The organism is Bauldia sp. (assembly GCF_020442045.1).
GTDB lineage: Bacteria > Pseudomonadota > Alphaproteobacteria > Rhizobiales > Kaistiaceae > Bauldia.
The window spans coordinates 65888-72636 of the sequence record NZ_JAGRLA010000145.1 but is presented as its reverse complement, the minus strand read 5'-3'; the positions used below and the strand labels follow the sequence as shown (position 1 = coordinate 72636).

Sequence of the window (6749 nt, the reverse complement as noted above, 5' to 3'; positions counted from 1 at the left end):
GGCGCGGTAGACGCGCTCCAGCATTTCCTTGCAGGCTTCGGCCTGGTCGAGGCCGGCGGGCTCTCCCCAGTGACGGATGATCTCGCGCAAGTCGCGGATCGCGACATCGACGGCGGTGTAGAGGTCGATGTCGGTATCGTCGTCCTCAGCGGTGAACTCGTCGCATTTCGGACGAAACGCAATCACTACGCCCATACCAGCCCCTGTCCCCGAATCAGGTGAATCGATTCGTCAGCATGGTCCGGCAACCGTTAATTTTGTCCGATCGGAGGAGCCACGCCGTCCGATCGGCATTGGACACCGCACCAACAAGGTGCATTAATCGCGACAGGCCGCCCCATCGAGGACCGCCATAAAAAGAAGATTGCAGGAGGAAGCGCCATGACCAGATCTGTTGCCCGCCGCGCCGCTTCGGTGGCCGCCGTGCTCGTCGCCGTCGGAGCGTTCAGCGCACCGGCCATGTCCTTCGATCCGGGAAACACGGAATGCATCGCCCCGGCCAATGCCGGCGGCGGCTGGGACTTCACCTGCCGGCAGGTGGGGAAGGCCCTCTATGATCTCAAGATCGTTCCGGGCCCGGTCCAGGTGACCAACCTGGCGGGCGGTGGCGGCGGCGTGGCCTATGCCGAGGTCGTCAACAAGCGCAACGACGACAACGACCTGATCGTTGCGGCGTCGTCGGCGACGTCGACCCGGCTTGCTCAGGGCGCTTTCCCGGGCAACACGATGGACCAGGTGCGCTGGGTGGGGGCTGTCGGTTCGGATTACGGGGTGATCGCCGTCGCCGCCGACTCCGACATCAACACGCTTCCCGAGCTGATGGACCGGATCAAGGCCGACCCGTCCTCGATCGCTGTCGCCGGCGGCTCGGCGGTCGGCGGCTGGGATCATCTCAAGGTGCTGATCGCCGCCAAGGCCGCCGGCATCGACGATGTCCGGAAGATCAAATACGTCGCCTTCGAAGGCGGCGGCGAGGCGGTGACCCAGCTGCTCGGTGGCCATGTGCAGGCATTCTCGGGCGACATTTCGGAGGCCAAGGGCTTTGCCGATTCCGGCGACATCAAGATCCTTGCGGTGCTGTCGTCGGATCGCCTGCCGGGCGAATTCTCGGACTACCCGACCGCCAAGGAGCAGGGCATTGACGCGGTCGGAGCCAACTGGCGCGGCTTCTACGCGCCGGCCGGCATGTCGGACGACGCCTATCAATTCTGGGTCGATGCGATTTCCAAGGTCTATGGCTCGGACGAGTGGAAGAAGATCATGGCGGATAACGGCCTCATGCCGCTCGATCTGTCCGGCGACGCTTTCCAGGCCTTTGTTGCCGACCAGGTCGCCAACACCCAGGCATTGTCGAAGGAAATCGGCCTGATCAAGTAGGCCGGTTCAGCCGGGGCCAGCCGACAATGGAGGACCGACGATGAGCGACCGGGTTTTCGGCGTCGTTTGCATTCTGCTTGCCGCGTTCTTCATCTGGCAGGCGACCGAGATCGAGACGGGGTTCATCGTCGATCCACTGGGGCCGAGCGCGTTTCCGATCATCGTCGGTGTCGTGCTTGGCGTCGGCGGGATCTATCCCATCGTCCGGCCCGACCCGGCGCCGGACTGGCCGGCGCCGGCCCGGCTGCTCGAGATCGTCTTCGCCGTGGCGGTGATGATCGCCTACGCGATGGTTCTGCCGCGGATCGGTTTCGTCGTCGCCACCGCGGTCGCCGCCGGATTGCTGGGCTGGCGACTGGGTTCGGGGCCGGTCGCGGCGGCGGTGGGCGGTGTCGCGATCGCGGTCGGCATCTATGTGGTCTTCCACCTTATTCTCGGGCTCTCGCTTGCCCGCGGTCCCTGGGGGTTCTGACATATGGACGCGATCAACTCGCTGCTCGACGGCTTCGCGGTCGCACTGACCCTCCAGAACCTTGGCCTGGCCGTGATCGGTTGCTTTCTGGGGACGATCATCGGCGCGCTGCCGGGGCTTGGGCCCGCCAATGGCGTCGCGATCCTCATCCCGCTCGCCTTCACGCTCGGGCTTCCGGCGACGCCGGCGCTGATCCTGCTGACCAGTGTCTATTACGGGGCGATGTATGGCGGGCGCATCTCGTCGATCCTGCTCAACATTCCCGGCGACGAGCCGGCGCTGATGACAACCCTCGACGGCTATCCGATGGCGCGCAAGGGGCAGGCGGGCGAGGCGCTGGCGCTGTCGGGGATCGCTTCCTTCGTCGGGGCCTTCATCGCCACGATCGGCCTCGTCTTTCTGGCGCCGCTGCTCGTCAAGGTCGCATTGCTGTTCGGGCCGGCGGAGTATTTCGCGCTCTATACGCTGGCTTTCGCCACCCTCGGCGGGGTCGCCAGCCGCAACCAGGCAAAGGCGGCGATCGCGGCGGCGATCGGGCTTGGCATCGCGATGATCGGCGTTGACCACCAGACTGGCGTGCCGCGCTTCACCTTCAATGACGTCTACCTCTATGACGGTATCCACTTCCTCGTAGCCATCGTCGGCTTGTTCGCCATCTCGGAAGTCTTTCTGTTCCTCGAGCACCGTGGCGAGGGAGAGGCGGGAGCAGGGCGGCTGACGCTCGGGCGAGTGACGGCCCCGCTCCGGATGATCAGGCAGACGATCGGCGCGATGTTGCGGAGTACCGTGCTCGGCTTCATTGCCGGCGTCCTCCCCGGAGCCGGAGCCTCGCTCGGCTCGTTCATCTCCTATACCTTCGAGAAGCGGCTGTCCGACAAGGACAATACGTTCGGCAAGGGCGACCCGCGCGGCGTCGCGGCTCCCGAGGCGGGCAACAACGCGGCGGCGGGAGGCGCGCTGGTGCCGATGCTGGCGCTCGGCGTTCCGGGATCCGGCACCACCGCGGTGCTGCTTGCCATGCTGCTCACCCTCAACGTGACGCCGGGACCACTGCTCTTCCAATCCAACCCGGACGTCGTGTGGGGGCTGATCGCGGCGCTGTTTCTCGCCAACGTCATGCTGCTGCTGATCAACATCCCGATGGTCAGCCTGTTCGTGCGTGTGCTCCTGGTTCCGCCCCGGTTCCTGATGCCGACAGTGGCGATGATCTCATTCGTCGGCATCTATGGCATATCGGGATCGAGCTTCGACCTGATCGTGATGATCGCCTTCGGTGTCCTCGGCTATCTGTTGAGGAAGCTCGACGTGCCGCTGGTGCCGATCATCCTCGGCGTGCTGCTCGGCAACGAGATGGAGAAGAACCTGCGGCGGGCGCTGACCATTTCGGATGGCGACTGGTCGATCCTCTGGTCGTCGCCGCTTGCGATCGGACTCTGGACCTTTGCCATCGTCGGCTTCCTCGCGCCCCTGATCGTCGGGCGCTACCTGCGTCCGAAGATCGCCGACGAAGAACTCGGGGAGGGGGCCGATCCGGACTGAGCCGGATCCTGCCGCCTTTTCAGCTGATCCGGATGAGGACCTTGTCGTCCTCGATTCTGACCGGATAGGTGCGGAGGTCGATGCAGACCGGCGCCCCCTTGGCCTCGCCGGTGCGATAGTCGAAGCGCCCGTTATGCTTCGGGCATTCGATGATCTCGTCCATCACCAGGCCGTCCGACAGGTGGGCGTGCTCGTGGGTGCAGATGCCGTCGGTGCAGTAGAAGTGGTCGTCCGGCGAGCGGTAGATCGCGTAGGTGTGGCCGTCATGGTCGAAGCGGATCACGTCCTCCGGCTCGATGTCGTCCCTGGCGCATGCCTCAACCCAGGTGGCTGTCGTCGTATCGGTCATTCCTGTTTCCTGAAATCCTGATGTGGTCCGGGGTGTCGGCCGGTCAGTAGACCACCACGCTGCGGATCGACTCGCCCGCATGCATGAGATCGAAGCCTTTGTTGATGTCGCCAAGCGGCAGGGTGTGGGTGATCATCGGATCGATCTCGATCTTGCCCTCCATGTACCAGTCGACGATCTTCGGCACGTCGGTGCGGCCGCGTGCGCCGCCGAAGGCGGTGCCTTTCCAGACCCGGCCGGTGACCAGCTGGAAGGGGCGGGTGGCGATCTCCGCGCCGGACGGCGCGACGCCGATGACGACCGAGACGCCCCAGCCGCGATGGCAGGATTCGAGCGCCTGGCGCATGACGGTGACGTTACCGGTGCAGTCGAAGGTATAGTCGGCGCCGCCGATCTGGTCGGCGCCCTTCCTGGTCATGTCGACCAGATAGGGAACGATATCGCCATCGATTTCCTTCGGATTGACGAAATGGGTCATGCCGAAGCGCTCGCCCCATTCCTTCTTGTCGTTGTTGATGTCGACGCCGATGATCATGTCGGCGCCGGCCAGCCGCAGGCCCTGGATGACGTTGAGTCCGATGCCGCCGAGGCCGAAGACGACGGCCTTGGCGCCGATCTCGACCTTGGCGGTGTTGATCACCGCGCCGATGCCGGTGGTGACGCCGCAGCCGATGTAGCAGACCTTGTCGAAGGGGGCGTCCTCGCGGATCCTGGCGACCGCGATCTCCGGCAGGACGGTGTAGTTGGCGAAGGTCGAGCAGCCCATGTAGTGGTGGAGCGGCTTGCCGTCGAGCGAGAAGCGCGACGACCCGTCCGGCATCAGGCCCTGTCCCTGGGTGGCGCGGATCGCGGTACAGAGGTTGGTCTTGCGCGACAGGCAGGACGGACACTGCCGGCATTCCGGCGTGTAGAGAGGGATGACGTGGTCGCCCGGCTTGACGCTGGTGACGCCTTCGCCGACCTCGACGACGACGCCGGCGCCCTCGTGGCCGAGGATGGCGGGGAAGAGGCCCTCGGGGTCGGCTCCGGAGAGGGTGAATTCGTCGGTGTGACAGATGCCGGTCGCCTTGATCTCGACCAGCACCTCGAAGGCTTTCGGCCCCTCGAGCTGGACCGTTGCGACCTCGAGCGGCTTGCCGGCCTCGAAGGCTACTGCTGCTTTCACGTCCACGTTCGGTTCTCCGTCAGTTCGCTGTTCGGGTGAGGGCGATCGGCACTCGCCTCAGACGATCATCTCGGTCATGTCGTCGACCGAGGTATCTTCCTTCCGCACGTCCATGATCTTGGCGCCGCGCGCCATCGCCACGATCCGGTCCGCGATCGGGTAGATGTGGTGGAGGTTGTGGCTGATGAAGATCGAGCCGATGCCCTGTTCCTTCAGCGACACCACATAGTCGAGCACCTTGTTGGTCTCCTTGACCGAGAGGTGGTTGGTCGGCTCGTCGAGGATCAGGAGCTTCGACTTGAAGTACATCGCGCGGGCGATGGCGACCGCCTGGCGCTGGCCGCCGGACAGCTCCTCGACTGTCGTGTTCGGCGAGCGCCGGGTCAGGTCGATGTTGGTCATCGACTTGGTGGCATGCGCCACCATCGACTTCTGGTCCATGATGCCGATACCGCCGATCTTCAGGCCGGTCAGCGGCTCGCGGCCGATGAACATGTTCCGCGCGATCGACATCGCCGGGACCATCGCCGTGTACTGGTAGATGGTCTCGATGCCGAGGGCCATCGCCTTCTTCGGCGAGGTCAGCTTCACCTCCTTGCCATCGAAGAAGATCTTGCCCTTGGTCTGCTGCTCGGCGCCCGACAGGATCTTGATCAGCGTCGACTTGCCGGCACCATTGTCGCCGACAAGCCCGACGATCTCGCCGGGCTCGGCGTGGAAGTCGACCCCGGTCAGCGCCTGGACGCTGCCGTACCATTTCTCCAGTCCCTCGCAGCGGACCAGCGCATTCGCCGTCGGCTTGACGAATTCCTGCTCCGACTGCGCGTGCTCGTGAAGGATCTCGGCCATCGCCCGCTCCTCACTTCATGGCCCTGGCGCGGCGACGCACCCAGGTGTTGAGAATGACGGCGAGGATGGTCAGCGCGCCGATCGCGAACTTGAACCAGTTCGCATCGATGCGGGACATGACCAGGCCGTTGTCGATGACGCGGATCAGGGTCGTGCCGACGATGAAGCCGATCATCGAGCCGATGCCGCCGGTCAGCGCCGTCCCGCCGATCACGGCCGCGGCGATCGCCTGAAGCTCGACGCCCTCGCCAAGCGAAGGCAGCGCCGACCTGAGGCGAAGCGTCGTCACCATGCCCGCGAAGCCGGCGAGGAAGGAACACAGCATGAAGCAGAGCATCTTCACGCGGCGGGTATTGATGCCCATGTCCGATGCCGCCTGGGGCTGGCCTCCGGTAGCGTAGATCCAGTTGCCGAGATTGGAGAAGTGAAGCATCACGCCGAGGATCACGGCGAAGCCCGCGAACCAGATCATCGTCGTGCGGAACAACCCGAGGTCGTCGACGAAGAGGTCGGTGGGAAAGTCCGAGGGAAAGGGCGGGGGAAAGCCACCCGAGAGGACCACCGCGGCCGAGCGCGCCATGAAAAGCATGCCGAGGGTGGTGACGAAGCTGGGGATGTTGAACTTCAGCGTGATCCAGCCGTTGAGGTAGCCGACCAGGACCGCGACGCCGAGGCCGATTACGATCGCGAGATAGGGATCGAAGCCCCAGCGGCCGGCGGCGAGCACCATGATCAGTGGCGAAAGCGCGAAGACCGAGCCGACCGAAAGATCGAACTCGCCGGCGATCATCAGGATACCCACGCCAAGCACGACGATGCCGAGTTCCGGCAGCGCGAAAAGCAGCACGCGCATGTTGGCGTAGGTCATGAACTGCGGCGCGTACAGGCTGAAGCCGACGACGACCACGATGAGCATGACCAGCGCGCTGATCTCGGGTCGAGACAGGAGCGCCTTGGTGATGGACTGCATTTTCCCCCCGAACAGTGTCCCGGACCGC

The 6749-nt window shown here is 64.8% G+C and carries 8 protein-coding genes; 3 read left to right on the top strand and 5 right to left on the bottom strand.

The window, feature by feature from the left end:
* Positions 1 to 195, bottom strand: a 195-nt coding sequence (locus KDJ86_RS16380; RefSeq protein ID WP_291748198.1) for a hypothetical protein, incomplete at its 3' end; no start/stop codon positions are given.
* 264 nt (positions 196 to 459) lie between these two features.
* On the opposite strand from KDJ86_RS16380, the gene KDJ86_RS16375 reads away from it, so the two are divergent.
* The 3 genes from KDJ86_RS16375 to KDJ86_RS16365 are packed head-to-tail and all read left to right on the top strand — an operon-like array spanning position 460 to position 3388.
* Positions 460 to 1377 (top strand): Bug family tripartite tricarboxylate transporter substrate binding protein, encoded by a 918-nt coding sequence (locus KDJ86_RS16375; RefSeq protein ID WP_367116834.1) that lies wholly within the window; start codon positions 460 to 462, stop codon positions 1375 to 1377.
* A gap of 40 nt (positions 1378 to 1417) precedes the next feature.
* On the top strand, positions 1418 to 1849 hold the full coding sequence (locus KDJ86_RS16370) for a tripartite tricarboxylate transporter TctB family protein (protein ID WP_291748193.1): 432 nt from the start codon (positions 1418 to 1420) through the stop codon (positions 1847 to 1849).
* Positions 1850 to 1852: 3 nt separating this feature from the next.
* Positions 1853 to 3388, top strand: coding sequence for a tripartite tricarboxylate transporter permease (locus tag KDJ86_RS16365; RefSeq protein ID WP_291748191.1), 1536 nt, complete (start codon positions 1853 to 1855; stop codon positions 3386 to 3388).
* A 19-nt stretch (positions 3389 to 3407) separates the two neighbouring features.
* Here the strand turns inward: KDJ86_RS16365 and KDJ86_RS16360 are convergent, their stop codons facing one another.
* From KDJ86_RS16360 to KDJ86_RS16345, 4 genes are read right to left on the bottom strand one after another with little or no spacing between them, the layout of a single operon-like run.
* Positions 3408 to 3737, bottom strand: a complete 330-nt coding sequence (locus KDJ86_RS16360; protein ID WP_291748188.1) for a MocE family 2Fe-2S type ferredoxin — start codon at positions 3735 to 3737, stop codon at positions 3408 to 3410.
* Between the two features lie 43 nt (positions 3738 to 3780).
* Entirely contained in the window at positions 3781 to 4908 is a 1128-nt protein-coding gene (locus KDJ86_RS16355; protein ID WP_291748186.1) for an S-(hydroxymethyl)glutathione dehydrogenase/class III alcohol dehydrogenase, read from the bottom strand.
* A gap of 51 nt (positions 4909 to 4959) precedes the next feature.
* On the bottom strand, positions 4960 to 5751 hold the full coding sequence (locus KDJ86_RS16350) for an ATP-binding cassette domain-containing protein (protein ID WP_291748183.1): 792 nt from the start codon (positions 5749 to 5751) through the stop codon (positions 4960 to 4962).
* Positions 5752 to 5761: 10 nt separating this feature from the next.
* Positions 5762 to 6721 carry an ABC transporter permease gene (locus KDJ86_RS16345; protein WP_291748181.1) on the bottom strand — a complete coding sequence of 320 codons (960 nt, stop codon included), beginning with the start codon at positions 6719 to 6721 and terminating at the stop codon, positions 5762 to 5764.
* Positions 6722 to 6749: the final 28 nt, after the last annotated feature.

Excerpts from the sequence above, each read along its gene's own strand:
- KDJ86_RS16345 (WP_291748181.1), bottom strand. The coding sequence starts at position 6,721 with ATGCAGTCCATCACCAAGGCGCTCCTGTCTCGACCCGAGATCAGCGCG.
- KDJ86_RS16360 (WP_291748188.1), bottom strand. The coding sequence starts at position 3,737 with ATGACCGATACGACGACAGCCACCTGGGTTGAGGCATGCGCCAGGGAC.
- KDJ86_RS16365 (WP_291748191.1), top strand. The coding sequence starts at position 1,853 with ATGGACGCGATCAACTCGCTGCTCGACGGCTTCGCGGTCGCACTGACC.
- KDJ86_RS16370 (WP_291748193.1), top strand. The coding sequence starts at position 1,418 with ATGAGCGACCGGGTTTTCGGCGTCGTTTGCATTCTGCTTGCCGCGTTC.
- KDJ86_RS16375 (WP_367116834.1), top strand. The coding sequence starts at position 460 with ATGTCCTTCGATCCGGGAAACACGGAATGCATCGCCCCGGCCAATGCC.
- KDJ86_RS16350 (WP_291748183.1), bottom strand. The coding sequence starts at position 5,751 with ATGGCCGAGATCCTTCACGAGCACGCGCAGTCGGAGCAGGAATTCGTC.